The organism is Nocardia sp. NPDC055053, assembly GCF_053608285.1.
The window spans coordinates 1-24793 of record NZ_JBSGVD010000060.1 but is presented as its reverse complement, the minus strand read 5'-3'; the positions used below and the strand labels follow the sequence as shown (position 1 = coordinate 24793).

Sequence of the window (24793 nt, the reverse complement as noted above, 5' to 3'; positions counted from 1 at the left end):
CAGCCCGATTAAAGGTGGGCGTTCCGGGATCGCGCGGCTGGCCGCGCGATCCGGGTTCAGTTTACTTGCCGCCCTTGGCGAAGGAGGCGGGAGCCAGACTGTTGGCCGAACCGTTGGTTTCGCCGGCGAACTCGCCACCGTCGACCGGAACGGCCGACCCGCGGTTCTCCAGCTCTTCCAGCTGCGACTCCAGGTACGACTTCAGCCGCACGCGGTACTCGCGCTCGAAGGTCTTCAGCTGCTCGATGCGGCTTTCCAGCACCGTGCGCTGCTGGGTGATGGTGGCCATGATCTCGGCGTGCTGACGCTCGGCGTCGGCGGTGAGCGCCTCGGCCTTGTCCTTGGCCTGGCGGATCTGGGTGTCGGAGCGGTTCTGCGCGTCGGTCAGCATCGCGTCGGACTTCTGGCGCGCGTCGGCGATCATCGCTTCCGAGCGGGTGCGGGCGTCGCCGACCAGTCGCTCGGAATTTGCCCGCGCGTTCGAGAGCAGTCCCTCGGCCTCGGTCTTGGCGTCGGTGGTGAGCCGGTCGGCCATCTCCTGCGCCAGGGTGAGCACCTTCGCGGCCTGCATGTTCGCGTCGGGGCCGGAGTTGTCCCGGACCGGCGCGGCGACCGGCATCGGCGCGGGCGGCGCGGCGGGCACCGGCGGCGCGATAGGTTCAGGTGCCGGCGGCGGTGCCTGTTGAACGGGCGCCTTCACGGCGTTGACCGGAGCGGCTGCGCGGTTCTTCTTGGCGTCGGCCAGCTCGGTGTCGAGCTCGGCGACCCGCTGACGCAGGTCGGCGTTCTCCTCGATCAGGCGCGAGAGCTCCTGCTCGACGAGATCCAGGAAGGCATCGACCTCGTCCTCGTTGTAGCCGCGCTTACCGATCGGCGGTTTGCTGAACGCGACGTTATGCACATCGGCGGGAGTCAGCGGCATCGAAGGATCCCTTCACGCGTCTTTTGGAGAACTAGCAAGCGGTCTTCTCGATTCAGTATGTCACACGGAGGTCACGGGCTGCCCGAGCCTACCCACGATGGACATCAGGATGAACACCACGAAGAGCAGGACCATTATCGACAGATCGAGCCGAATACCCCCGAGGTTCACGGGAGGTATCAACCGTCTCAGGAGTTTCACCGGCGGGTCGGTCACCGTGAAGATGATCTCCAGCAGGATCACCACCACACCGGTAGGGCGCCAATCGCGCGCGAAACTGCGAATGAACTCGACAATCACCCGGCTGATCAGCAACAGCCAGAAGATGAAAAGCACCAGGTACAGAACCGCGAACAGGGCCACGGCTTCACTCTGCCGCAAAATCGGCGGCTTGCAAAATGGCCGCGCCGCGCGGTGCGCGGGCGGCCATCACGATGGTGCGGATGTGGCGTCTATTTCTGGTTGTAGAAGCCGTTTTCGGCGATCCGGCGGCGCTCTTCCGCCGATACGTCGACATCGGCAGGTGAGAGCAGGAACACCTTGGTCGCCACCTTGTCGAACGAACCGCGCAGCGCGAACGCGAGCCCGGCCGCGAAATCGACCAGCCGTTTGGCATCGGCATTGCTCAGGTCGACCAGGTCCATGATGACCGGGTTGCCCTCACGGAAACGCTCACCGATGATCCTGGCCTCGCTGTAGTCCCGTGGACGCAGCGTGGTGATCTTGGACAAGGGACCTCCGTCCTCGAAGATCCCGGGCCGCCGCGCTGCCGCGGGCTCGGGGCGCAAGCGCTCCTCGAGCCTGCGCTCCTCGGCGTCGGGATCGACCGCGAGCGCTCCACGGGTGGAACCGCGCATGCCGGGCGCGACACCGCCCGCCCGGAACGAGCGACCCGATGACGGAGCGGTCTCGATCCTGGTCGGGCGCCGCGGCGCCTCGTAACGATCGTCGGCGTAGGTGTCGGCGACGTAATCGTCGCGACGCGCCTGGTAGGCCGACTTGTAAGCCGGCTGTGGGTAGTCGTCGGCCTCGTCCTCGAAACGGTCGGAGCCGTAACGGTCTTCGGCGTAGCGGTCGTAGCTGCGCGGGCGGGTACGGCCCGCGCGCTCCTCGGCGCCACGAGGGGCGTGATCGTCGACGTAATCGTCCTCGTACTCGTCGAGCGGAACCATGCCGAAGTACGCCTTGAACTTGTGCAGCGTGCTCATCTGGACGACCTTCCTTCGGCCCCGGTGGCGGCCGGGTGTTGAAGTTCTTGCTCAGCGCCTCGTCGGCCCAATCGTATGTGTCGAATGTGACTGATGAGGTTTCTTTGCTACGCCGAGGTTATCGGTCGCGCGCCCATCAGGGCGGTACCGACACGCACACAGGTCGAACCGTGTTCGACCGCAACTTCCAAATCACCCGACATACCTGCAGAAAGTTCGGTGGCCTCGGCGTGTTGCGCCAGCAGCGAAGTGTGCAAAGTCGCAAGATTCGCAAAGGACGCATCAGTCGCGGCGTCAAGGGGCGGAATCGCCATCAGACCGGCCAGATCCAGGCCGGGCGCCTTTGCCACGAGGTCGGCCAGGGCGGGCAGATCGGCCGGTGCGACACCCCCGCGTCCGGGGTCGTCGTCCAGACTCACCTGCAGCAGGACACGCAGGGGCGCGGTACGCTCGCCGGCTGCGAGTGCGTCCTGCGCGGCCCGGTCCAGCGCGTTTGCCAAGCGTTCGCTATCGACCGAGTGCACGGTGTGCGCCCAGCGCGCCACCGCGCGCGCCTTGTTCCGTTGTAAACGGCCGATCATGTGCCACTCGATGTCGTCGTAGGCCAGCTGGTCGACCTTGGCCGAGGCCTCCTGCTCACGCGACTCGCCGAACTCGCGCCTGCCGAGGCGGTAGAGGATGTCGACGTCGGCGGCCGGGAAGAACTTCGTCACCGGGAGCAGGCGGACCGAACCCGCCGGGCGGCCCGAGGCTCCCACGGCGGCGTCGATGCGCGCGAGCAGGCCGTCGAGTCTGGCCGACAATTCCGCGGTGCGGGCGGTGTCCTGGTCGGCGGTCGAGGTCATGCCGCACCATCCTGCGTGGTCACGCGCCGGCGCTGACCGCTCATGCGGGGGTGTCCATCCAGATCACGCCGGCGATGCGGCCGGTCGGGGCGCCGCGGCGATGGCTGAACAGGGTCTTGTCCTCGATGGTGCAGCGCGGGTCGAGCGCGATTCCGCCGACGCCCGCCTCGGTGAGCTGTCTGCTGATGCCCGCGCGCAGGTCGAGGCCGGGGGTTTTGCGGACCGTCGTCGTGGCGCTGCCGGGCAGGTGCGCCTCGACATCGGCCCGCATCGCGGCGGGGACCTCGTACTGGCGGCCCGACGCGGCGGGGCCGAGGAAGGCGCCGATCCGGTCGACGCGCGCGCCGACCGAGACCATCGCCTCGAGCACCCGCGGCACGATGCCGATTCTGGCGCCGATGCGGCCCGCGTGGACCGCGGCGATGACGCCCGCCTCGTCGTCGGAGAGCAGGATCGGCACACAGTCGGCGGTGAGGACCACCAGGGCGAGATTCGGCACGGTCGTGACCAGCGCGTCGGTCACCGGCACCGGTTCGGCGCGCGGTCCGTCCACGATCTCGACAGCGCGTCCGTGCACCTGCTCCATCCACACCAGCCGGTCCGGGGTGAGCCCGATCCCCTCGGCCAAACGAATCCGGTTGCGGCGCACGGCTTCCGGGTCATCGCCGACGTGATCGCCCAGGTTGAACGAGTCGTACGGGGCGGCGGAGAAGCCACCGGCGCGGGTGGTGGTCACCCGGCGGACGGTCACGGTGGGCGGTGCGGAAGTCATGACTTCGAGCGTAGTGCGGTCGGGGCGGTGTGGGTCGCCCGCGTGTGGGTGACGTCGGTCAACCTCGGTGCGTGGAGGTGGGCGCGGATGCGGGGACCTTGGCAGTTAGCTGTCAGACCACGGTCGGTGCAGCAGGGGCGGGGCTCGGCGAGTCCGATCTGCCGGGTCGGGCATCGGCGGCGCCCAGTTCGTCGAGCTTGCGGGCGATGGCCGCGCGGCTGGTCAGGCCGAGCTTGCGCAGGACGCGGCCGAGGTGGTCTTCGACGGTGCGGGGGCTCAGGTAGAGGTGGGCGGCGATGTCCTTGTTCGTGTGGCCCTGGGCGGCCAGTTCGGCGACCTCCCGTTCACGCCGGGTCAGGATGGTCGTGGCGACCGGCTGGCTGCCTGCCAGGGTGCGCTGCGCTGTCGTCGTCTCGGCCAGCAGGCGCTGTGCGCCCGCGGCGGCGAAAACGGCACGTGCCGCGGCGAACCGGCAGGTCGCCTGGCCGAAGTCGCCGCGGCGGCCCGCGACGATGCCCGCGAGAAGTTCGGCTTGCGCGCGATTGACCACCATGTCAGCACGGGTGAACGCGGCGATCGCCTCCTCCGCGGATGCCGCCGCGGTGCCGAAATCACCGACGGCGGCGGCATAGTCGGCCCTGGCCAGCGCGGCCGCACCGACCTGGCTGGCCAGACCCTCGTCTACCGTGTGCGGCGCGCGGGCGAGGCTGTTCATACCCACATCGGCAGTGTGCCGTGCGCGGGCCGGGCTGTCAGCGTCGAGGACACCGGACCGCGCCGAGTCGGCCGTCGACCGATCCCGCGTGGTTCCCGCGCCTGGGGCGACGACGGCACCGCCGGCATCAGCTGACCCGACCTGCGCGACACCGCTGTCGCGATGCCCGGTGACCGCATTCGGCGTGCCGGAACCGCCGTCGATCCCGGCCGCCGCTCGGCGCATTGGGCTGCTCGGGCCTCCGTGACGGGTGTCGGAGTCGGCGAAACCTTGCGTCGGTCGGCGATCGGCGTGTTCGGGCGGCTGATCTGCCGCGGTGGAAAGGTCGTCTGTTTCCACGGTTTCGCGAGCATCGGCGGTCTGGGATCTCGCCGCCGCTGCCGCCCGGGTGACCAGGTCGGCGGCTTTCGCGAGGTCGCCGTCGGCGATGGCGGCGTGGGCGGCTCGGGCCAGGTGGGTCGGGTGCAGTGGGCCGGGGCGGGTGGCGAGTGGCGGGATGTTCGGGTCCGGAGCGCCGGGGATCGGGAGACCGGGCGCCTGGACGGCCGGCGGTGGGAGGCCGAGGGCGCGGGCGGTTTCGGTGAGGGTGGTGTCGACGACCTGGCGCCACCAGCGCATGGCGGGGCGGGGCAGGGCGGCGACGGTGTGCCACTGGGTGGTGGCCGTGTCGGTGGTGGCGGTGAGTTGGAGGGTGCGGAGTTTGAGCGCGCCCGCGAAGGCGAGCAGGTCGGGGTAGTAGAAGGTGGTCGCGGCGTCGGTGGCGTCGTCGGCGGCGGTGATCGCGGCGTCGAGGCGGCCGAGTTTGGCCAGGGAGTAGGCGCGGACGGTCTGGAGTTCAGCGAGGGCGTAGCTGCGGCCGAAGCGGTGGCTGACCCGGATGGCGCGGTCGAGGTGGACCAGGCCGTCGCGATCGTGGTCGAGGAAGTACGCGCACCAGCCCAGAGCCGGGATCGCGTGCACGACCTCGCGGAAGTCCGCATCGGTCAGGTTTTCGAAGGCCTGGTGACACCGGGGGTAGAGGTCGGCCGCGGTCCGGATCTGGCCGTCGGAGACGAAGCCGAGGCAGCGCAGTGCCGTCGCGGCGGCGCGGACCGCGGGGTCCTCGATCTCGGCGGATCCGAACAGGGCGTTGAGGCGGGCATGGCCCTCGGCGTCCTGGTGATCCTGCAATTCCAGGATGGCCAGTTCCAGCTGGACCGGACCGTCGCCGAGGCGGCGGGGCAGGGTCGCGGCGACGGCGAGCAGCGTCCTGGCCTGATCGACCCGGCCGAGCATGCGCGCGCACCGCGCCGAGAGCAGCAGCGCTTCCAGCTGGTGCGGGCCCGGTTTCGCCGCGGCCGGGTCGAGCGCTTCGGCCGCGCGCTCGGCCGCGCCCGCCAGCAACAGCGCCCGGCCGAGTGCCACCGCGTCAGCGAGTGGATCGGTGGCCGACGGGGCGATCCGGTGCGCGAGCGCGAGCCAGCGCGCGGCCGACGCCGGTGCGTCGGCGAGAACCTGGCCTGCGGCCGACCGTAGTTCGGCGCCCGCGACCTCGTCGTGGCCGAGCAGGGCGTGCTCGAGCTGCCCCGCCCGCGCGGGCATCGGCGCGTCGCGGACGCGCAGTGCCAGCGCGGCGCGGCGGTGGGCCATCGCCAGCCAGCCCTGCCCGGCCGATCGATAGGCGGCCGTGCGGATCAGCGGATGCACGAAGGTCACCGCACCGTCGCTCGCGCAGACCACCCCGCGCGCCACCAGCCTGTCGAGCGCGTCGGCCACCGTCGGCGCGGGGAGGTCCACTGTTGTGCACAACAGTTCGAGGTCGGGCGGCACCCCGCACACCGCGACGGCTTGCGCGACCGACCGTTCGGTGTCGGGCAGCTGGGCCAGTTCGGCGCGGATCGTCCGGTCAAGGGCCGCATAGTCGTTCGACGCGGGATCCGGATTCTCGCCGCGCAGCGTCCGGTCCAGTTCCTGGTCGGGCAGCTCGGCCAGCAGCGACAGGTAGAGCGGATTGCCGTGGGATGCGCTGAGCAGCCGGGCACGACGCCGCGGGTCCTCCCCCGGCAGCAGTCCGCCGACATCGGCTTCGCCGAACGGCGGCACCTGGATATGCGCCGATCGTACGTGCGGCATCCGCAGCAGCCGGGTGATCGATGGCGGGCAGCCGCCGGCGCGGAATGCGAGAAGCAACCGGAAGCCCGCGGGACGGTTCCGGATCAGAAAGGCCAGCAGCCGGACCGATTCGGCATCAGCCCACTGCGCGTCGTCGACAACGAGCAATGTCTCGACGGCACCGAGTGCCCGCCGCATCCGGCGGGCGAAGGCGCCGTCGGCGAGCACGTCCGCGCCGGACCCGCCGATCTCCACATCGTCTGTCGGCGACAGGTGCCCGCCTGAACCGACGCCGAACCACACCGCCGATTCCCCGAGATCGACGCCGGCCACACCTGAATCGGTGAGTTGTTCGACGAGGTCGTCGGCGAGGTAGCCCGGTTGCGGGCCTGCGTCCTCGGCACCGGTGACCGAGAACACCCGGCAGGGGGCGGCGTGGGCGAAGCGGGCGACCAAGCGGGACTTGCCGATTCCGGCTGGTCCCGCCACCAGCAGCAACCAGGGGGCATCGGGTTCGGCGAAGGTCGCGGTCATGGCGGCTAGTTCGGGCGCGCGGCCGACGAAGGCGCGTTCGATCATCGTCACCACCTCTCACGCCCGGATCGACCGGGACTGAGCCTAACCCGGGCCACCGACGGGCAAATGCCGTGGTTTCCCGGATGCTCCTGGCACGGGCGTGGGGTTGGGTGGGCGAGGCCGATCACCGCCGAAGGGTCCGCGGTGAGGTTCTTCAGAAAGAAGGTTCGCATGATGTTCACCGGCAAGGGAATGGTTTCGCGGTTCGCGCTCGCACTGCTCGCGGTCACGGCACTCGGTGCCGCGGGCTGCTCGGCCGTGGACAAGGTCACCGAGGTGGCCCAGGACGCGAGCAAGTCCGACACCGCCCGTTCGAAGGTCGGTGACTGCATCAACGTGATCACCGCGTCGGTCGTCGACTCCGACACCGAGCCGGTGGCCTGCTCGGCCGAGAACGCCGTGTACCAGGTCGTGCAGGTGCACGACAAGAAGGTCGACTGCCACGAGGACTACACCTCCTACGAGGAGACCTTCGGCAGCGGCGGCACCATCGCGTTCCTGTGTCTGGCACCGAACTTCAAGCAGGGCAGCTGCTACCACGAAGGCATGATGACCGGCTACAAGTTCGTGCCGTGCACCGCCGCCGACGCCAGCTTCAAGGTCGTGTCCCGGATCGACGGTCAGGTCGACGAGCAGCTGTGCGGCGCGGACGCCGACTCGGTGCTGGTGGTCAACGACCCGAAGATCACCTACTGCCTCGGCAGCGCCAAGAGCTGACCACACACACGAAAGCGCCCGGACTCCACGGAGTCCGGGCGCTTCTCGTTGTCTGCCTATCGACGCATGAAGATCGGCACTTCGATGTCGTCGTCATCGTCGCCGTCGTCACGCTGATCGGGATTGTTCACCTGGTTCATCGCCCGCTCGGTGACCCGCTGACGCTCGGATTCCCGGTACCGCTCGGTATCCCGGTAGCTCGGCGCGCTGGTGCGGCCGGTGGACACCCCACTGGTGGCGGGTTCGGTGGCGCGCGCCGGCGCCTCGTTGCGCGCCTGGCCGACCTCGCCCGCCCGGCCGGAACCGATCGGGTTGGCCCCGTTGCGCGCCGAGCTGACGTTGGTGTCGAACGACCGCCGTGACGGTCCGCCACCATCGAAGCCCGCCGCGATCACGGTGACGCGCACCTCGTCGCCGAGCGAATCGTCGATGACGGTACCGAAGATGATGTTGGCCTCGATGTGGGCCGCCTCCTGCACCAGCGAGGCCGCCTCGTTGATCTCGAACAGACCGAGATCGGAGCCGCCGGCGATGGAGAGCAGCACGCCGTGCGCGCCGTCCATCGACGCCTCGAGCAGCGGCGAATTGATCGCCGTCTCGGCCGCTTTCACCGAGCGGCCCTCGCCGCGCGCCGAGCCGATGCCCATCAGCGCCGAGCCCGCGCCCGACATGACGCTCTTGACGTCGGCGAAGTCGACGTTGATCAGACCCGGGGTCGTGATCAGGTCGGTGATGCCCTGCACACCGTTGAGGAGCACCTCGTCGGCCGAGCGGAACGCGTCCATCAGGCTCACCGCCGCGTCGCCGAGCTGCAGCAGCCGGTCGTTCGGGATGACGATGAGGGTGTCGCAGGACTCGCGAAGCAGGTTGATCCCCACCTCGGCCTGGTTCCCACGCCGTTTGCCCTCGAAGGAGAACGGCCGGGTCACGACACCTATGGTCAGCGCGCCCAGCTTGCGGGCGATGCTGGCGACGACGGGGGCGCCACCGGTGCCGGTGCCACCGCCTTCACCCGCGGTGACGAAGACCATGTCGGCGCCCTTGAGCACCTCTTCGATCTCGTCCTTGTGGTCTTCGGCGGCCTTGCGGCCGACTTCCGGGTCTGCGCCCGCGCCGAGGCCGCGGGTCAGCTCGCGACCGACATCGAGTTTGACGTCGGCATCGCTCATCAGCAGGGCTTGGGCGTCGGTATTGACCGCGATGAACTCGACTCCCTTGAGTCCCTGTTCGATCATTCGGTTGACGGCGTTCACGCCGCCGCCGCCGATACCGACGACCTTGATCACCGCAAGGTAGTTGTGCGGGGGCGTCATGGGCTCTCGCCTTCCTTCGATCTTAAACCCTCAACCTCAACCATAGGGTTGGCGTTATGTCAAGTATCCGACTGCTGCGGAACGCTATTCGCAGCCACTGCGATCCCGGCGCAGGCGCGCCGAGACGAGAGCCAGAATCTTGTGCCACAAAGAGTGTCGCTCACTTTACCGTGACCAGATTCGGACTCGACACGTCGAACACGGTCCCCTCACGGGTCAGCAGCGGCAACACGACGGCAGCTTTGCGCTCGCCGTCGCCCGTGCCGCCCCACACTACCTTCCTACCGTCGCGAAGGTTCAGTGAGACGTCCGAAATCGACCGTGCGACAACCTCACCCACCTGCACCAACAGCGCCGGCGGCAGCGTGACCAGCACATCGACGGCGGACTTGGCCGCCGCGGGCCCCGTGAAAGAGCCCTCGGTGATCAACTTCGGCACCCCGATCGGTGACGCGGGCTCGATCGCGAATTCGACACTCTCGGCGTCGATCAGGTGCGCGCCGTCCGGTGATTCGATGTACAGCACCGGTGTTCGTTCCACCACTGTCACCAGCACGGTGGACGGGAATTTGCGCTGCACCCGGACCGAGCGCACCGTCGGGATCGCGGCGACACGCTGGGCGATCGCGGTGGTATCGATGCGCAACATCGAACGGCCGTCCGGGATTTCGAGCCGCCCGCGGACCTCCGCCTGCGACACCGCCGCCACGCCGTCGACACGCACGGTGCGCACCGACAGCACGGGCGTGAACCAGGCGAGGACGACGAGCACCGTCATCACGAGGAGACCGACCACCGTCCAGATCCGGTAGCCGTGCCACCCGCGCGCGGCGGGCATCGGCAATCTCACCGGCCGGCCTGTTGGGGCCTGGCCCGCAGGCCGTCGAGGATCTGGCTGCCGAGCATCGTCACATCGCCCGCGCCCATGGTGATCACCACGTCGCCGGGCTGAGCCAGCGCGGCGACCTGCCTGCCCACCTTCGACATATCCGGTTGGTAGTGCACCGGACTGGTCACGGACTGGGCCACCAGCGCGCCGTTGACACCGGGCAGCGGCTCCTCGCGAGCGCCGTAGACATCGAGCACGACCACCTCGTCGGCCAGGCTCAGCGCGGTGCCGAACTCGGTGGCGAAAGTAGCGGTGCGGCTGTACAGATGCGGCTGGAACACCACGATCACCTGGCCGCGCCGGGTGCGGGCGCCGTCGCGCGCCTCCTGGGCGACGAGCTGGGCGGCGGCCTCGAGCACGGCGCGCACCTCGGTGGGGTGGTGGGCGTAGTCGTCGAAGACGCGGACGCCGTTCTCCCTGCCGGTGAACTGGAACCGGCGGTGCACGCCGCCGAAACCCTCCAGGCCCTGCACGATCTCGTCGACATCGGCGCCGGTGGCCCTGGCGGCCAGCAGCGCGGCCAGCGCGTTGAGCGCCATGTGCCTGCCCGGCACCGACAGCCGCACCGTGCGCGGGGTGCTCTCCCCCGCCAGCTGGAACTCGACGATGCCACCGACATCGCGTGGCTGCCAGTCGATCAGCCGCGCGCCGACCGTGACCGGTGCGTCGGTCAGGTCGCCGGAGCCGTAGCCGAGGACCTCGACGCCGCGCTCGGCCAGCCGGGGCGCGACGTGATGCGCCAGAGCCAGTGAGCCGGGATCGTCCAGACATACGACCAGCAGACCGCCGGGGGCGAGCCGGTCGGCGAAGTCGTCGAACACCTGGATGTAGGCCTCGTCGGTGCCGAAGAAGTCGAGGTGGTCGGACTCGATATTGGTGACCACGGCGACGTCCGGGTCGTATTGCAGCAGTGAGCCGTCGGACTCGTCGGCCTCGGCGACGAAGATGTCGCCGCTGCCGTGGTGGGCGTTGGTGCCCGCCTCGTTGAGCTCACCGCCGACCGCGAACGACGGATCGGCGCCGCAGTGCTGCAGCGACACGATCAGCATCGAGGTGGTCGAGGTCTTGCCGTGGGTGCCAGAGACCAGCAGCGTCTTGTGCCCGCGCATCAGCGCGGCGAGCACGGTCGGGCGCAGCAGCACGGGGATGTGGCGCCGATTCGCCTCGACCAGCTCGGGATTGGTCTTCGGGATGGCGGCGTAGGTGGTGACGACGACCGTCGGGCCGCCGGGCAGCAGGTCGAGCGCGTCGGCGTCGTGGCCGATGCGGACCTGCGCGCCGCGTGCCCGCAGCGACAGCACGCCGCGGCTCTCCCGCGCATCCGACCCGGACACCGCGCCACCGCGCGACAGCAGAATCCGGGCGATACCGGACATGCCCGCGCCACCGATGCCGACCATGTGCACCCGTTCGAGCTCGGGCGGCAGCCCGGTGCCGGCGGCCTCGCTGATCCCGCTCATCGGGCGACCTCGGTGACGATCCTGGCCACCGTGTCGGCAGCGTCGCGATGGCCCGCGCCTGCGGCGGCGCGGCTCATCTCGGCGAGTCGAGCGGGGTCGAGCAGCAGCGGAATCACCTCATCGATCACGTATTTCGGGGTCAGGTCGGCGTCGGCGACAATTCTGCCACCTCCCTGGGCGACCACGGGCCTGGCATTGAACTCCTGCTCGCCGTTGCCGTGCGGCAGCGGCACGTAGAACGCGGGCAGCCCGACCGCCGACACCTCGGCCACGGTCATCGCGCCGGAGCGGCACACGACCGCGTCGGCGGCCGCGTAGGCCAGGTCCATCCGGGACAGGTACGGCACCGCGACGTAGGGCGCCTCCGCCCCGGCGGTGCTCACCTCGACGCTGTTCTTGGGTCCGTGCGCGTGCAGCACCGAGATCCCGGCGGCGGCCAGCTGCGGCGCGGCGCCGGAGACGGCCTCGTTGAGGCTGCGCGCGCCCTGCGAACCGCCGAACACCAGGAGCACCGGGCCATCGGCGGGCAGGCCGAAGTGGGCGCGGGCTTGCGCACGCAGTGCCGGACGGTCGAGCCCGGTGATGGAGTCGCGGACCGGGATCCCGACGACCTGCGCGTTCGCCAGTCCCGAATCGGGGACCGCGGCCAGTACCTTCGCGGCCAGCTTGGCGCCGACCTTGTTCGCGATACCCGCCTTGGCATTGGCCTCGTGCACCACGACCGGAACGGCGCGCTTGCGGCCGAACAGCCCGCCGCGCGCGGCGAGGTAGGCGGGCAGGGCGACGTAGCCGCCGAAGCCGATGATCACGTCGGCCTCGACCTCGTCGATGACGGCCCTGGTCCGCTTCACCGAGGCGCGCACCCGGCCGGGCAGGCGCAGTAGGTCGGCGGAGGGCTTGCGCGGCAACGGCACCGGCGGGATCAGCTCGAGCGGGTACCCGCGTTCGGGGACGAGCTTGGTCTCGAGACCGCGCTCGGTCCCCAGGGCGGTCACCCGGATCGAATCGTCGAGCTTGCGCAGCGCGTCGGCGACGGCCAACGCGGGTTCGATATGGCCGGCCGTGCCGCCGCCTGCGACGATCACCGACAACCCGGTGCGCGGGTGACTCACCTGGATCTACCTCGTTCTTTCGCGTGTGGCATCGGATAGGTCGGTTCCCATGCTCTGGTCGACCGTAGCGAATTGGTGCCGCGGCTCTGCGGCGTGCGTCGCCTGCGCTCGGCGGGCGGCTGCCGGCGGGGCGCCTGGCGTTGGCGTTCGGCTCTGCCGCGCGCGGCGGACTTGCGCGGTGTATCGGCCCTGGCCGGGGTGTACACCTCGGGGATCGGCAGGCGCAGCAACCGGCTGAGCCGTCCGTCCTGCCCGGCCTGCAACGCCGACACCGCTTCCGGTTCGTGCCGGGCGGCGCTGGCGATGATGCCGAACATGAACAGCGTGATGGCCAGCGACGAACCACCCGCCGACACCAGCGGCAGCTGCAATCCGGTCACCGGGAGCAGCCCGACGACATAGCCGATATTGATCAGCGCCTGCGCGGTGATCCAGGTGGTGGCGGTGGCGGTGAGCAGGCGCAGGAACGGGTCGACCGAGCGCAGCGCGATCCGGATCCCGGCGTAGACGAACATCGCCAGCAGCGCCAGCACCGCCATACAGCCGAGGAAGCCGAGTTCCTCGCCGATGATGGCGAAGATGAAGTCGTTGTGCGAGTTGGGCAGGTAGCTCCACTTGGCACGGCTCTGCCCGAGCCCGCGGCCCAGGATGCCGCCGTCCGCGAGGGAGTACTTGGCTTGGCGCGCCTGATAGTTGACGCCCTGCGGGTCGTCACCGGGGTTGAAGAACGCGCGCACCCGGTCGGAGCGGTAGCCGGCCGACAGCGCCAGCACCGACGCGACGACCACCCCGCTGACCATGATCCCGACGAACAACCGCACCGGCAGCCCGCCGAACCACAGCAGCGCCATCAGCACGATGCCCAGCGCGATCGTCGTCGACAGGTTCGGTTCGAGCACCACCAGCAGGCACACCAGCAGCCCGGCTGGCACCAGCGGCACCAGGATGTCCTTGAGGTGGGCGCCGCGCCGCGAGGCCAGCAGATGCGCACCCCACACGACCAGCGTCACCTTGACGACCTCGGACGGCTGGATGGACAGCGGGCCGATGTCGAACCAGCGCCTGGCGCCACCGTGGACGGCGCCGATGCCGGGGATCAGCACCAGCACCAGCGCGAGCACCGAGATGCTGAAGATCGGGAACGACCACTGCCGCAGCAATCGCAGCGGCAGCCGCAGCGCGATGTAGAACGCGACGGCGCCGAGCGCGGCGAACATCGCCTGCTGGATGAACAGCGAGTACGCCGAGCGGCCACCGGCATAGGCCTCGACGCTCGACGCCGAGAGCACCATGACCAGGCCGAGCACAGTGAGCAGGGTCGCGATGGTGACGATCAGATGAAAGGACGCGAGCGGACGGGCCAGCCAAGCGCCGAAGCGCTCCCCCGCCCAACCCGTTCGCCGCGCCTCAGTCATAGCGCCCGCCCGATGTCACCGTCTTCCAGTGCCGTCACCGCGTCCACGAAGCAGCGTCCGCGGTGGGTGTAGTCGTCGTACATGTCCAGGGAGGCACCGGCGGGAGCGAGCAACACGGTGTCTCCGGCGCGGGCAAGGCCCGCCGCGGCGCGGACCGCGCGGCCCATGACCGCCTCGGCACGCTGGGATCTCGACGACTCCATGTCTGCATCGTCTCCCGCATCCAGCTCGATGACCGGGACTTCGGGTGCGTGTCGCGCCAATGCGGCGGCGATCACCGGCGCGTCGGCCCCGAACAGGACCGCGCCGACCAGCCGGTCGCCCACTTCCTCGATGAGGTCGTCGACGCTCGCGCCCTTGAGCAGACCGCCCGCCACCCACACCACGTGCGGGTACGCCATGATCGCGGCGCGCGCGGCGTGCGGGTTGGTGGCCTTGGAGTCGTCGATGAACTCGACACCGCCCAGTTCGCGGACGAACGCGGTGCGGTGCGGGCCCACCTTGTGCTCGGCGAGGCCTTCCTTGACGAACTGCGGTGCCACGTCGATCGCCCTGGTCAGCGCGGAGGCGGCAAGGGCATCGGCGATGCCTGCCGGGCCCTGCGGGCTGATGTCGGAAGTCTCGGCGAGAATCGCGGCCTTGGTGAACGCGCGATCCAGGAGCTTGCCGTCGACGACGCCCAGCTCGCCGTCGGCGGGCACGCCGATCCGGAAGCCGACCGTGCGCCGCGCCTTGGCCTTGCGGGCCAGTGAGCCCGCGACCGGATCGTCGAGGCCGACGACGCCAACCCGTCCGGTCAGCGCGCGGGCCTTGGCGGCGGCGTAGGCGTCGAGACCGCCGTGCCAGTCGAGGTGGTCCTCGGCGACATTGAGCACCACGCCCGCTTCCGGGCGCACCGACGGCGCCCAGTGCAGCTGGAACGAGGACAGCTCGACGGCGAGCACCTGCGGGCCCGGGTTGCGGCGCAGCGCGTCCAGGATGGGCAGGCCGATATTGCCGCAGGCCACGCTGGCGATGCCGGCGGCGCGCAGGATCGAGTGCGTCATCTGGGTGGTGGTGGTCTTGCCGTTGGTGCCGGTGATCACCAGCCACTTGCGGACCGGACCGTAGATCCTGGCCTGATCGACCCACCAGGCGAACTCGACGTCACCCCAGACCGGGATGCCCTCGGTGACGGCGGAGACCAGCACCGGCGAGTCCGGCCGCCAGCCCGGGCTGGTGATGACCAGCGCGAACCGGCTCAGGTCGGCACGTTCCAGCTCGACGCTGGTGGCGACCTCCAGACCCAGTTCGGCGGCCTCGGCCAGTGCCTTGGCGCCGGAGTCGGTGACCACCGGGTGCGCGCCGATATCGCGCAGCGGTTCGATCAGCGAGCGCCCGGAGACGCCCCAGCCCGCGACGAGAACGTCACGGCCACGCAGGAATTCGAGCATCGGGCCCGGCGAGCGGAGGGCACGGGGAGAGTGTTCGACCATGTTCGTCCTCACCCGACCTGCGAGAGATATTCGCTGTAGAACAGCCCGAGACCCACGGCGGCGGCGATGCCCGCCAGGATCCAGAATCTGATGATCACCGTGGTTTCGGCCCACTTGCTCAATTCGAAGTGGTGATGGAACGGCGCCATCTTGAACAACCGGTTGCGGGTGGTGCGGAAGACCACGACCTGCAGCACCACCGACGCCGCCTCGGCGACGAACAGCGCGCCGATGACGACCATCAGCAGCTCGGTGCGGGTGGTGATGGACAGCCCGGCGAGCATGCCGCCCAGCGCCAGCGACCCGGTGTCACCCATGAAGATCTTGGCCGGCGCGGCGTTCCACCACAGGAAGCCGATGCAGGCGGCGGCCGCGGCGGCGCACACCAGCGCCAGGTCCAGCGGGTCGCGCACGTTGTAGCAGCCAGCTTCGGGCGCGGTCGAGCACGCGTTGCGGTACTGCCAGAACGTGATGATCACGTAGGCGCCCAGCACCAGGCTCATCGAACCGGCGGCCAGGCCGTCCAGGCCGTCGGTCAGGTTGACCGCGTTGGACCAGGCGACCACGAGCAGGCAGACCAGGATGACGAACACGATCGCGCCCAGCGACACCGTCGAGATGTCCCGCACGTAGGAGATGTGCTTGCTGCCCGGGGTGAGGCCGTTCTCGCCGCGGAACTGCAGCACCAGCACGGCGAAGATGACGGCGGCGCCGATCTGGCCGATGTACTTGCCCGCCGCCGACAACCCGAGGTTGCGCTGCTTGCGCAGCTTGATGAAGTCGTCGAGGAAGCCGACGACGCCCAGCGCGGTGGTGAGCCCGAGCACGAGCATGCCCGAGGCCGTCGGGCCCTCGGCGTCGTAGCCGATGCCGATCAGGTGCGAGCCGAGGTAACCGGCCCACATGCCGATCAGGATGGCGACGCCACCCATGGTCGGGGTACCGCGCTTGGCCTGGTGACTGGCCGGGCCGTCGACCCGGATCTCCTGGCCGAAGCCCTGTCTGGCGAAGACCCGGATCAGCAACGGCGTCAACAGGATCGACACCGCCAGTGCGATCCCCGCCGCGAAAAGAATCTGCCTCATCGAGCCGTGTTACCTTCCCCTGCCCTGGTCAGGTGCTCGGCGACGGCCCACAGGCCGACCGCCTTCGACGCCTTGACCAGTACCACATCGCCGGTGGCGATCTCGTCGTCGAGCAGCGCGATCGCCGCGTCGATATCGGGTACGAGGACAGACTCCTCGCCCCATGAGCCTTCCATCACCGCACCCTGGTGCATCCCCCGGGATGGCCGTCCGGTGCCGACCACGATCAACCGGTCGACATCAAGGCGTACCGCCAGGCGTCCGATCGCGTCGTGTTCGATCACCGAGTCGTCCCCGAGTTCGCCCATCTCGCCGAGCACGGCCCAGCTGCGGCGCGGCTCGTCGCCCGCCTTGGCCAGGGTGACCAGCGCTTTGAGCGCGGCCCGCACCGAATCGGGATTGGCGTTGTAGGAGTCGTTGATGACGGTGACGCCGTCGGCCGTGGTGCGCACGTCCATCCGGCGCGCCGAGGCGGCGCCCGCGCCTGCCAGCGCCTGCGCGATGGTCGCCAGGTCGGCGCCGCATTCCAGCGCGACGGCGGCCGCGGCCAGCGCGTTGCCGACGTGGTGCTCGCCGTGCACGGCCAGCTGCACCGGCACGGACTGCCCGCCCGCGTGCAGGGTGAACCGGGCGCGGGCCTGCTCGTCGGTGACCACGTCGGTGGCGCGTACGTCGGCGTCACCGGACAGGCCGACCTTCACCACGCGGGCCTTGGTCCGCGACGCCATGGCGGCGACATTCGGATCGTCGGCGTTGAGCACGGCCAGCCCGTCGGCGGGCAGCGCCTCCACCAGCTCGCCCTTGGTCTTGGCGATCGCCTCGCGGCTGCCGAACTCACCCAGGTGCGCGGTGCCGACATTGAGCACGACGCCGATGCGCGGCGGCGCGATGCGGGCCAGCGCGGCGATGTGGCCGGGGCCGCGAGCCGAGAGCTCGAGTGCGAGGAACTTGGTGTCCAGGCCGGCGCGCAACGCGGTCCACGGGTGACCGAGTTCGTTGTTGAACGAGCCGGGCGGGGCGACGACCGGACCCAGCGGCGCCAGCACGGCGGCCAGCAGGTCCTTGGTCGAGGTCTTGCCGGAGGACCCGGTGACGCCGACGACGGTGAGCCCGGTGCGCTCGGCCAGCCGCTGCGTGCTCGCCCTGGCCAGCTCGGCCAGCGCGGCCAGCACGGCGGCGCCGGAGCCGTCCTCGTCGTTGCTCAGCGCGACCGAGGTCGCGGGCACCGAGCCACGGTCGGGCGCGACGACGATCGCGGGCACGCCGACCGGCCGCGCCGCCAGCACGGCGACCGCGCCCGCGGCGACCGCGGCGGCGGCGTAGTCGTGTCCGTCGGAGTTGGCGCCCGGCAGCGCGAGGAACAGATCGCCGGAACCGATTCGGCGCGAATCGAATTCGACCGAACCGGTCACCAGTGCCTGAGGGTCGGGTACGTCGTGCAGCTCGCCGCCGACGACGTCCGCGATCTCCCGCAGTGTCATCTCGATCATGAAACCGTCAAGTCCTCCGAGTCCGTCTGCGGACTGTGTCGTGTCTGCAGGGTTTCCAGCGCCGCCGCGACCACCTCGCGGTCGTCGAAGGGATGCTTGACGCCCTGGATCTCCTGCCCCGCCTCGTGGCCCTTGCCCGCGATGAGCACCACGTCGCCGGAACGCGCCCAGGCGATGGCAGCGGCGATGGCCGCCGCGCGGTCACCGATCTCGCGGATCTCGCCGCGGTCGGTGGCCGGGAGTTCGTGCGCACCGGCCACCACGGCGGCCCTGATGGCCGCCGGGTCTTCGGTGCGGGGATTGTCGTCGGTGACGATCAGCAGGTCGGCGCCGCGTGCCGCCGCCGCACCCATCAGCGGGCGCTTGGCCGCGTCGCGGTCGCCACCGGCGCCGACGACGACGGCCAGCCTGCCGTGCCCGGCCTCGGTGAGGTGACCGCGCAGGGTGGTGACGACCGATTCGACCGCGGCGGGCTTGTGCGCGTAGTCGACGACGGCGAGGAAGTCCTGGCCGCGCTCGACCCGCTGCATCCGGCCCGGCACGTCGACGGTGGCCAGCGCCGGCGCGGCCACCGCGGGATCGACGCCGGCGGCCGCGCAGGTCGCGACGGCGAGCAGCGCGTTGGCGACGTTGTAGCGGCCGGGCAGCCGCAGCCGCACGGTGAGCTCGCCGTCGGGTCCGGCCGCGGTGAACTCCTGCGCACCACCGGTGGCCTGCACGTCACCGGCGACCTGCCAGGTGGCCTGGCCGACGGTCGACACCGTGACCGGCGCGGTCAGGTCACCGGCGAGGCGGGTACCCCACTCGTCGTCGACACAGATCACCGCGGTGCGCGCGGCGATCGGCGAATCCGCTTCGAAGAGTTTGCGTTTCGCGGCGAAGTAGTCCTCGAAGTCGGCGTGGAAGTCGAGGTGGTCCTGCGACAGGTTGGTGAACGCGCCGACCGCGAAGCGCACGCCGTCGACCCGGCCCAGCGCCAGCGCGTGGCTGGAGACCTCCATCACGACCGCCTGCACGCCCTGCTCGACCATCGCGGCGAACATCGCGTGCAGCTGCGGCGCCTCGGGCGTGGTGAGCGCGCTGGGCACCCGCCTGCCGCCGATACGGGTCTCGATGGTGCCGATCAGCCCGGTGGCCAGGCCCGCCGCGGCGAGACCCGCTTCCACCAGGTACGAGGTCGTGGTCTTGCCGGAGGTGCCGGTGATGCCGACGATGCGCAGCCGGTCGCTCGGGTGGCCGTAGATCTCGGCGGAGAGTTCACCGAGTACGGCGCGCGGCTGCTCGCGCACGAGGACAGGCACGGCGACCTCGCCGATCAGGGCGGCGCCTGCGGCATCGGTGAACACCGCCACCGCGCCACGGTCGATCGCGTCGGCGGCGAACCGCGCACCGTGGGAATTGGCGCCGGGCAGGGCGGCGAACAGGTCACCGGAGCGCACGGCGTTGGACCGTTGCTCGATGCCGGTGACGATCGTTTCGGTGGTCACCGGAGTCGCCACCGTGGCGCCGGTGAGGTCCAGCAGGGCCTGCAGCGACGTCGACGGCGGCGTGTTCGGCCGGAGCGCGTGCGGGCTGGACTGCGCGGGCACAAGGCTCCTCTCTGAGAGTGATCGAGCGCGTGGGCGAGACGAGCAGTCAGGTTACCGACGCGCGGTGTCGGACGGACAACGCGGGTTGTGCCAAGGCGAAGAGTTAGAGCCCGGCCTCCAGCACCAGCCGCTTGGGCTCCGGCGAGGGCGGCACCCGGTCGCGCTGCAACGCCCAGGAGGCGATGGTGTGGAACAGCGGCGCGGCCGACCCACCACCGGTGCCGTCGGAGCTGCGGACCGGCGCGTCGAGCATCATGCCGATCACATAGCGGGGGTTGTCGGCGGGCGCCATCCCGGCGAAGGTGATGTAGAACGACGAGGTCGAGTAGCACCGGCAGCCCGGGTCCACCTTCTGCGCGGTGCCGGTCTTGCCTGCCACCTGGTAGCCCTCGATCGCGGCCTGCACACCCGTGCCCATCTGGTAGCCCATCGGATCCTTCTGCACCGTCGCCTGGAAGATGGTGCGCAGCGTGCTCGCGGTCTGCGGGCTCACCACGCGCACACCGTCGGGCTGCAATTCCTCGGTGCGGGTGCCGTCGGGGGCGATCCTGGCCTTGACGATGCGCGGCGGAATGCGCAGGCCGTCGTTGGCGACGGCCTGGTACATGCCGGTCATCTGCAGCGTCGTCATCGAAAGGCCCTGGCCGATGGGCAGGTTCGCGAAGGTGCCGCCGGACCACTGGTCGCGCGCGGGCACCTGGCCCGGGCTCTCCCCCGGCAGGCCGATCCCGGTGCGCTTGCCGAGGCCGAAGCGGTCGACCATGTCGGCGAAGCGGTCCTCGCCCACCCGCTGCGCGAGCATGAGAGTGCCCACGTTGGAGGACTTCCCGAAGATGCCGGTGGTCGTGTACGGCGCGGTGCCGTGCTGCCACGCGTCGTTGACCGTGACGCCCGACATCCGGATCGAGCCGGGCACCTGCAACACCTCGTCGGGGGTGGTCAGACCGTATTCGATGGCGGCAGCCGCGGTGACGATCTTGTTCACCGAGCCGGGCTCGAACGGTTCGGCGACCGACGGGTTGCTCATGTCGGCCGAGGCCCAATGCTGGGGTCCCAGTGCGGGATTGAAGGTGTTGTCGTTGGCCATGGCCAGCACCTGACCGGTCTTGGCGTCGAGCACCACCGCCGAGGCCGAGGACGCGCCGGACAGCTGCTTGGCCTGCTGCACCTGCTGCTGGACGAAATACTGCATGTCCTCGTCGAGCGTCAGTTCCACGCCGTAGCCGTTGACGGCGGGCTGCTGGTCGCGGTAGCTGCCCGGGATCACCGCGCCGTCGGAGCCGCGATCGTAGGTGCGCGAACCGTCGGTGCCCGCGAGCACCGAGTCCAGCGCCGATTCCAGGCCGATCTGGCCGTGCCCGTCCCAGCCGGTCGCACCGACCACATTGGCCGCCAGCGCCCCACCGGGGTATTCGCGCAGGTCCTGGCGTTCCTGGCCGACCTCCGGGTACTTGGCGATGATCTCCGAGGCCACCCGCGGATCGACATTGCGCGCGAGGTAGGTGAAGGTCTTGTCACTGCGCAGTTTGTCCAGCAGCTCGTCTTCCTTGGGCGCTGCCGCACCGAGCTTGTCGTGGACGAACTTCGCGATGTCCTTCAGGCGCTGCTCCGGATCGGGCGCGCTCGACTTGGCCTTCTTGGCGTCGGCCAGCTGCTGGCGCACCCGGACCGGCTGGAAGGTCAGCGCTTTCGCGGTGATGGTGAAGGCGAGCCGCTTGCCGTTGCGGTCGGTGATCGGACCGCGCACGGCGGCCTCGGTCTCCTTGGTGGTGCGCTGCGACGCCGCCTGCGCCGAGAGCGCGGGCGCGGCGATGCTCTGGATGTAGAGCAGCTGCAACGCCACCACCGCCAGCGTGGCCAGCAGAGTGACCCGGCCGACGCCGAGGCGCAACCGGATCGGCCGGTCCGGCGAGAGCGAGCCCGATCGGCGGGCCCTCGACGAGACCGGCCCGCGTCGCCGTGGCGACGCGGGCCCGCTCTGCCTCATCGACCGCCCTCCGGAGCGACGATCCGCGGCGCCTCACTCGGTGGCCGGGCCGCGGGGTTCGGTAGTCCGGCCGCGACACCCGATGCGGGCGGCGGCGCGTCGGCCTGCGCCTGCGGCGCGTCCTGCTCGGCGGGGGCGGTGACGTCGACCCGGTCGGGCACGGTCACCGGCTCGGGGGCGGCCGGCGCGGGCGCCTGGCCGTCCACCGGCGCTCGACCGGCCGCAGGTGCCATCGGCGCGGGAACTTGGCCGTCCGCGGGCGCGATCGGCGCCGGAGCTTGACCGTCCGCGGCCTGACCGGGCGCTACCGCTTCGCCCGGAGCGGGGGCGAGCGGCGCGGGCGCCGGTGCCACCGCGGGCTGGGGCGAGACCGCGGGTGCCTGAGCCGGAGCGCCTGCGGCGGGACCCGATGCGGGGGCACCACCTTGGCCTGCGGGCGCTGTACTCGGCGTGGCCGGGCTCGGGAGCGTGGCGCCCGGCTGCACCGGAACCACCCGCTCGCCCTGTGCCTGCACATGTCCGGGGGGCGGACCGCTCGGCGTCGTGGTCGGCGGGCTGTTCAGCGGCGGCGCCGGCGCGCCCTGCGCGGGCGTCGGCGTGCCGATGACGGTGACCTCCCCACCGGGACCGAGAACCAGCCGGGCCGGGTCCTTGGCGGGGATCATGCCCAGTTCCCTGGCGCGCGCGGCCAATTCGGGGGCGGAGTCGGCGGCGGCGACCTCGCGCTGCAGCGCGGCCCGCTCGTCGGCGAGCTTGCGGTTGACCGCCCTGGCGTCGCCGAGCTGGTAGCTGTCCTCGGCGGCGCGGGTGGTCAGCAAGAGGGTGAGGGCGAGGCCGCAGCCGAGCAGTCCGATGATGGCGGTGACGAACGGGATCCGCCCCGCCATCGTGGATGCCCGTTCGGGCAGCGCGATGCCGTCGAGCAGTTGCTCCCTGGTGCGCTTGCGCGCGTAGGCCCGCTGTGCGGCACCGGATTTCACCCGGTCGGCCGCCTCGACGCGACGGGCCGTACGCCCAGGCACTGCGACGGTGCTCGTCCGCACGCTCATCGTGTCCCCTCCTGTGTCCTCCCTGACCTCTCCGCGATCCGTTCGGCCGCGCGCATCCGCACCGGCGCGGATCGCGGGTTGACCTCGATCTCGGACTCGGTCGCTTTCTCCGCACCGCGGGTCAGCATCCGGAATTCCGGTCCCATGCCGGGCAATTCGACCGGCAGGTCCATCGGTGATCTGGACACGATGCGTGGCGCGAACTCCTGCTTGACCAGCCTGTCCTCCAGCGACTGGTACGACATGACGCAGATCCGCCCGCCGACGCGCAGCGAATCCAGGGCCGCGGGCAGCGCAGCGCGCAGCGAGTCGAGCTCGCCGTTGACCTCCACCCGCAGCGCCTGGAACGTGCGCTTGGCCGGATGACCACCGGTGCGCCGCGCCGCCGCCGGGATGGTGTCGTAGAGCAGCTCGACCAGCTCGGCGCTGGTGGTGAACGGCTTGACCGCGCGCCTGCGCAGCACCTCGGAGGCGATCTTGCCCGCGAACCGTTCGTCACCATAGGTTTTCAGCACCCTGGCCAGGTCTCCGTGGCTGTAGGTGTTGAGCACGTCGGCGGCGGTCGGTCCGGTGGTGGGGTCCATCCGCATGTCCAGCGGGGCGTCGACGGAGTAGGCGAAGCCGCGATCGGCCTCGTCGAGCTGCATCGACGAGACCCCGAGGTCCATCAGAATCGCTGACACGGAACCGATCTCGGGCAGCCCGGCCTGGCTCAGCGCGTCGGCGATCCCGTCGTAGCGGGTGTGCACGAGGGTGGTCCGGTCGGCGTAGGGCGCGAGCCGCTCGCCTGCCAGTTTCAGCGCGGTGGTGTCACGGTCGAGCCCGACCAGGTGCGCGTTCGGATAGGTGCGCAGGAAATGTTCGGCGTGCCCGCCCAGGCCGAGGGTCGCGTCGATGTAGACCGCGCCCGGTTCGCCCAGCGCGGGGCCGAGCAGTTCGTCGGCGCGTTGGAGCAGGACCGGCACATGACGGGGGTTCTCGGTGTCATGGTTCACCTCGACCTCCCGGGATACTGCCTCGCGTCGCAGACGGGTCGCCTTGCCACACAGTGCTTTTCGAATGAGATTGCGGTCTGAATGAAGCTGCTCCACCGCCCTTGCGATGGAACCGGCGAATGCGTCGAGGTCTCTGACCGAGGCGCGGCACCTGGCGTCGGGGAAGTACGTCAGGGTCCACGCCCGGGCAGAGGCCTCGCAGCACTCGCGTGCTCCGGGCTAGAAGATCCCGCCCAGCGACTCGTCTCTGGCTTGCGCGTAGTCCTCCTCGTGCTCGGCGAGGTAGGACTCCCACGCCTGCTTGTCCCATATCTCGAGGAAGTCGACGGAACCGATCACCACGCAATCGCGCGTGAGATTCGCATAGCGTCGATGGTCCGGCGACAGCGTGATCCGGCCCTGTGCATCCGGACGTTGCTCGTCGGTGCCCGCCGCCAGCGCTCGGACGAAAGCCCTTGCCTGCGGGTTGCTTCGAGACGCTGCCGCGGCCCGCCGCGCGAGCGCGGTGAACTCGTCTTTCGGATACACGGCCAGGCTGTGGTCTTGACCTTTCGTGACCATCAACCCTCCCGCCAGATCGTCTCGGAACTTCGCAGGCAACGTCAGTCGCCCTTTGTCGTCCAATCGGGGGGTGTAGGTACCGAGAAACATCTCGGCCACCTCCCTACTGGATCACCTCGCCGTACGGCCTCTCCTGTAGTGCGCGACCCACATTACCCCACTTTCCCCCACTTTCAATCGAAACCCCGGGTGATCCTGCTCCCCGCCAACACAATTCCGCAGGTCATGCCAGCTATCACCGAGATTCGGGGCTATCGCGTGTTCGGGCAACCCGCGCGGGTCGGCAACCTGCGGTTCCGACAACGTTCAGCAAACATCGCAGGTGCGACCGGCGTCGACCCGCGCCGGACGCCCGCGCGGGGGCGGGGTGGGGGACGGTGGGGAAGGTGGGGGAACCACCCTGAACACGGGTTCGACCGGCAGCCGGACCCGGAGACGGACGAAGGCGGCGCCGGACCCGATCGGGTGCGGCGCCGCCTTGGCTGCCGGTGCGCTCCGGCGCCAGGCGCGCGACTCCTGCGCGGCCC

The 24793-nt window shown here is 70.4% G+C and carries 20 protein-coding genes and 1 pseudogene; 1 reads left to right on the top strand and 20 read right to left on the bottom strand.

The genetic code is table 11. From position 1 onward, the window contains the following. Nucleotides 1–61: 61 nt before the first annotated feature. The 6 genes from wag31 to ACWF82_RS32905 form a co-directional block, all read right to left on the bottom strand. Complete coding sequence (gene wag31, locus ACWF82_RS32930) at nucleotides 62–922, bottom strand: DivIVA-like cell division protein Wag31 (RefSeq protein WP_378853484.1); 861 nt, start codon at nucleotides 920–922, stop codon at nucleotides 62–64. 60 nt (nucleotides 923–982) lie between these two features. Further along, nucleotides 983–1285, bottom strand: coding sequence for a YggT family protein (locus ACWF82_RS32925; protein WP_452507480.1), 303 nt, complete (start codon nucleotides 1283–1285; stop codon nucleotides 983–985). Between the two features lie 89 nt (nucleotides 1286–1374). Then, complete coding sequence (locus tag ACWF82_RS32920) at nucleotides 1375–2130, bottom strand: cell division protein SepF (RefSeq protein WP_189033701.1); 756 nt, start codon at nucleotides 2128–2130, stop codon at nucleotides 1375–1377. A gap of 107 nt (nucleotides 2131–2237) precedes the next feature. After that, the gene (locus tag ACWF82_RS32915) at nucleotides 2238–2975 is read right to left on the bottom strand and encodes a YggS family pyridoxal phosphate-dependent enzyme (RefSeq protein WP_452507479.1); all 738 of its coding nucleotides are present in this window, start codon (nucleotides 2973–2975) and stop codon (nucleotides 2238–2240) included. A gap of 40 nt (nucleotides 2976–3015) precedes the next feature. Then, a complete protein-coding gene (pgeF, locus tag ACWF82_RS32910) occupies nucleotides 3016–3747 on the bottom strand; it encodes a peptidoglycan editing factor PgeF (RefSeq protein ID WP_452507478.1) in 732 nt (243 codons plus the stop codon). 112 nt (nucleotides 3748–3859) lie between these two features. Continuing rightward, entirely contained in the window at nucleotides 3860–7132 is a 3273-nt protein-coding gene (locus tag ACWF82_RS32905; protein WP_452507477.1) for a LuxR C-terminal-related transcriptional regulator, read from the bottom strand. Nucleotides 7133–7273: 141 nt separating this feature from the next. Between ACWF82_RS32905 and ACWF82_RS32900 the strand changes: the two genes are divergently transcribed. Further along, nucleotides 7274–7846, top strand: coding sequence for an LppU/SCO3897 family protein (locus ACWF82_RS32900; RefSeq protein WP_452507476.1), 573 nt, complete (start codon nucleotides 7274–7276; stop codon nucleotides 7844–7846). A gap of 56 nt (nucleotides 7847–7902) precedes the next feature. On the opposite strand, the gene ftsZ is transcribed toward ACWF82_RS32900, so the two are convergent. The 14 genes and pseudogenes from ftsZ to ACWF82_RS32830 all read right to left on the bottom strand — a co-directional run. Beyond that, nucleotides 7903–9159 (bottom strand): cell division protein FtsZ, encoded by a 1257-nt coding sequence (ftsZ, locus tag ACWF82_RS32895; RefSeq protein WP_452507475.1) that lies wholly within the window; start codon nucleotides 9157–9159, stop codon nucleotides 7903–7905. A gap of 160 nt (nucleotides 9160–9319) precedes the next feature. Beyond that, on the bottom strand, nucleotides 9320–9997 hold the full coding sequence (locus ACWF82_RS32890; protein WP_452507474.1) for a cell division protein FtsQ/DivIB: 678 nt from the start codon (nucleotides 9995–9997) through the stop codon (nucleotides 9320–9322). A gap of 8 nt (nucleotides 9998–10005) precedes the next feature. Next, complete coding sequence (gene murC, locus ACWF82_RS32885; RefSeq protein WP_452507473.1) at nucleotides 10006–11508, bottom strand: UDP-N-acetylmuramate--L-alanine ligase; 1503 nt, start codon at nucleotides 11506–11508, stop codon at nucleotides 10006–10008. Beyond that, nucleotides 11505–12620 carry an undecaprenyldiphospho-muramoylpentapeptide beta-N-acetylglucosaminyltransferase gene (gene murG, locus ACWF82_RS32880; protein WP_452507472.1) on the bottom strand — a complete coding sequence of 372 codons (1116 nt, stop codon included), beginning with the start codon at nucleotides 12618–12620 and terminating at the stop codon, nucleotides 11505–11507. The genes murC and murG overlap by 4 nt, the downstream gene beginning before the upstream one ends. Further along, nucleotides 12617–14035 (bottom strand): putative lipid II flippase FtsW, encoded by a 1419-nt coding sequence (gene ftsW / locus ACWF82_RS32875; RefSeq protein ID WP_452507471.1) that lies wholly within the window; start codon nucleotides 14033–14035, stop codon nucleotides 12617–12619. Before ftsW ends, murG begins: the two co-directional genes overlap by 4 nt. After that, entirely contained in the window at nucleotides 14032–15468 is a 1437-nt protein-coding gene (gene murD / locus ACWF82_RS32870; RefSeq protein ID WP_379310883.1) for a UDP-N-acetylmuramoyl-L-alanine--D-glutamate ligase, read from the bottom strand. The genes ftsW and murD overlap by 4 nt, the downstream gene beginning before the upstream one ends. Before the next feature lie 50 nt (nucleotides 15469–15518). Next, on the bottom strand, nucleotides 15519–16595 hold the full coding sequence (gene mraY, locus ACWF82_RS32865) for a phospho-N-acetylmuramoyl-pentapeptide-transferase (protein ID WP_452507470.1): 1077 nt from the start codon (nucleotides 16593–16595) through the stop codon (nucleotides 15519–15521). Then, entirely contained in the window at nucleotides 16592–18085 is a 1494-nt protein-coding gene (locus ACWF82_RS32860; protein WP_452507469.1) for a UDP-N-acetylmuramoyl-tripeptide--D-alanyl-D-alanine ligase, read from the bottom strand. Before ACWF82_RS32860 ends, mraY begins: the two co-directional genes overlap by 4 nt. Continuing rightward, nucleotides 18082–19674: a UDP-N-acetylmuramoyl-L-alanyl-D-glutamate--2,6-diaminopimelate ligase gene (locus ACWF82_RS32855; RefSeq protein WP_452507468.1), complete on the bottom strand. Its 1593-nt coding sequence runs from the start codon at nucleotides 19672–19674 to the stop codon at nucleotides 18082–18084. The genes ACWF82_RS32860 and ACWF82_RS32855 overlap by 4 nt, the downstream gene beginning before the upstream one ends. A gap of 103 nt (nucleotides 19675–19777) precedes the next feature. Beyond that, nucleotides 19778–21661 (bottom strand): peptidoglycan D,D-transpeptidase FtsI family protein, encoded by a 1884-nt coding sequence (locus ACWF82_RS32850; RefSeq protein WP_452507467.1) that lies wholly within the window; start codon nucleotides 21659–21661, stop codon nucleotides 19778–19780. After that, nucleotides 21658–22710 carry a hypothetical protein gene (locus ACWF82_RS32845; protein WP_452507466.1) on the bottom strand — a complete coding sequence of 351 codons (1053 nt, stop codon included), beginning with the start codon at nucleotides 22708–22710 and terminating at the stop codon, nucleotides 21658–21660. Before ACWF82_RS32845 ends, ACWF82_RS32850 begins: the two co-directional genes overlap by 4 nt. Continuing rightward, nucleotides 22707–23705 carry a 16S rRNA (cytosine(1402)-N(4))-methyltransferase RsmH gene (rsmH, locus tag ACWF82_RS32840; protein WP_452507465.1) on the bottom strand — a complete coding sequence of 333 codons (999 nt, stop codon included), beginning with the start codon at nucleotides 23703–23705 and terminating at the stop codon, nucleotides 22707–22709. The genes ACWF82_RS32845 and rsmH overlap by 4 nt, the downstream gene beginning before the upstream one ends. A 219-nt stretch (nucleotides 23706–23924) precedes the next feature. Further along, nucleotides 23925–24356 carry a division/cell wall cluster transcriptional repressor MraZ gene (mraZ, locus tag ACWF82_RS32835; protein WP_189033740.1) on the bottom strand — a complete coding sequence of 144 codons (432 nt, stop codon included), beginning with the start codon at nucleotides 24354–24356 and terminating at the stop codon, nucleotides 23925–23927. Nucleotides 24357–24572: 216 nt separating this feature from the next. Continuing rightward, nucleotides 24573–24793, bottom strand: a pseudogene (locus ACWF82_RS32830) (hypothetical protein); the annotation flags it as partial.

Excerpts from the sequence above, each read along its gene's own strand:
- ftsW (WP_452507471.1), bottom strand. The coding sequence starts at position 14,035 with ATGACTGAGGCGCGGCGAACGGGTTGGGCGGGGGAGCGCTTCGGCGCT.
- ACWF82_RS32845 (WP_452507466.1), bottom strand. The coding sequence starts at position 22,710 with ATGAGCGTGCGGACGAGCACCGTCGCAGTGCCTGGGCGTACGGCCCGT.
- murD (WP_379310883.1), bottom strand. The coding sequence starts at position 15,468 with ATGCTCGAATTCCTGCGTGGCCGTGACGTTCTCGTCGCGGGCTGGGGC.
- mraZ (WP_189033740.1), bottom strand. The coding sequence starts at position 24,356 with ATGTTTCTCGGTACCTACACCCCCCGATTGGACGACAAAGGGCGACTG.
- mraY (WP_452507470.1), bottom strand. The coding sequence starts at position 16,595 with ATGAGGCAGATTCTTTTCGCGGCGGGGATCGCACTGGCGGTGTCGATC.
- ACWF82_RS32920 (WP_189033701.1), bottom strand. The coding sequence starts at position 2,130 with ATGAGCACGCTGCACAAGTTCAAGGCGTACTTCGGCATGGTTCCGCTC.
- wag31 (WP_378853484.1), bottom strand. The coding sequence starts at position 922 with ATGCCGCTGACTCCCGCCGATGTGCATAACGTCGCGTTCAGCAAACCG.
- ACWF82_RS32915 (WP_452507479.1), bottom strand. The coding sequence starts at position 2,975 with ATGACCTCGACCGCCGACCAGGACACCGCCCGCACCGCGGAATTGTCG.
- murC (WP_452507473.1), bottom strand. The coding sequence starts at position 11,508 with ATGAGCGGGATCAGCGAGGCCGCCGGCACCGGGCTGCCGCCCGAGCTC.
- ACWF82_RS32850 (WP_452507467.1), bottom strand. The coding sequence starts at position 21,661 with ATGAGGCAGAGCGGGCCCGCGTCGCCACGGCGACGCGGGCCGGTCTCG.
- pgeF (WP_452507478.1), bottom strand. The coding sequence starts at position 3,747 with ATGACTTCCGCACCGCCCACCGTGACCGTCCGCCGGGTGACCACCACC.
- ACWF82_RS32890 (WP_452507474.1), bottom strand. The coding sequence starts at position 9,997 with ATGCCCGCCGCGCGCGGGTGGCACGGCTACCGGATCTGGACGGTGGTC.
- ftsZ (WP_452507475.1), bottom strand. The coding sequence starts at position 9,159 with ATGACGCCCCCGCACAACTACCTTGCGGTGATCAAGGTCGTCGGTATC.
- ACWF82_RS32905 (WP_452507477.1), bottom strand. The coding sequence starts at position 7,132 with ATGATCGAACGCGCCTTCGTCGGCCGCGCGCCCGAACTAGCCGCCATG.
- ACWF82_RS32860 (WP_452507469.1), bottom strand. The coding sequence starts at position 18,085 with ATGATCGAGATGACACTGCGGGAGATCGCGGACGTCGTCGGCGGCGAG.